This is a genomic window from Actinomycetes bacterium (assembly GCA_024222295.1).
Classification (GTDB): domain Bacteria; phylum Actinomycetota; class Acidimicrobiia; order Acidimicrobiales; family Microtrichaceae; genus JAAEPF01.
In genome coordinates this window covers 1-665 of the sequence record JAAEPF010000008.1, presented here as the reverse complement: position 1 = coordinate 665, position 665 = coordinate 1, and the positions used below count along the sequence as shown (strand labels likewise).

Sequence of the window (665 nt, the reverse complement as noted above, 5' to 3'; positions counted from 1 at the left end):
TCCGAGTCGGCGTTCCTGTCGAATCGTGTCGTCGTGCTGTCGCCCCGGCCGGGACGCATCCACTCGATCGTCGAGGTCGACCTCGGTGAGCGCAACGAGGACACCCGTGAGGACCCGAGGTTCTTCGAGGCTTCGACCGAGGTTCGCGAGGCCCTGCGTGCCGTGGAGGACGGATCGTGAGCGCCGGCAGGCTCCGTGCCCTGGTGCCCCCGTTGGTCACCGGCGCCATGTTCCTCGGGGCATGGGAGGGCGGCGTACGACTGCTCGGGATCCGCGAGTTTCTGCTGCCCCGGCCGACGTCGATATGGGCGCAACTCACCGGCCAGTGGCCGACGCTCCGGCACGCCGGCTGGGAAACCGGTCGCATCGCCGTCAGCGGGCTCGTCGTCGGCATCATCGCCGGCGTACTCCTGGCAGTTCTCTCCACACGCTTTCGCACCGTCAACGAGGGCCTCACCCCGTTGGCGGTGGCGGTCAACGCCACGCCGATCGTCGCCCTGGCGCCGATCTTCAATGCCTGGTTCGGCATCACGGGAACGCTCAGCAACCAGGCGGTCGTGGTTGCCGTGGTGTTCTTCCCCGTCTTCATCAACACCGCCAAGGGCCTCGCCGAGGTGCACCCCGACGAGATCGAGCTGATGCGCTCCTACGCCGCGGGCGAGTGG

Annotated in this window: 2 protein-coding genes; both read left to right on the top strand. The window is 68.4% G+C overall.

Annotated elements, in window-relative coordinates; all coding sequences use genetic code 11:
* Window positions 1-33 precede the first annotated feature (33 nt).
* Window positions 34-180, top strand: a complete 147-nt coding sequence (locus tag GY812_02415; protein ID MCP4434337.1) for a hypothetical protein — start codon at window positions 34-36, stop codon at window positions 178-180.
* The coding region (locus tag GY812_02410; protein ID MCP4434336.1) for an ABC transporter permease subunit at window positions 177-665 on the top strand (489 nt) is incomplete at its 3' end. The genes GY812_02415 and GY812_02410, both read left to right, overlap by 4 nt.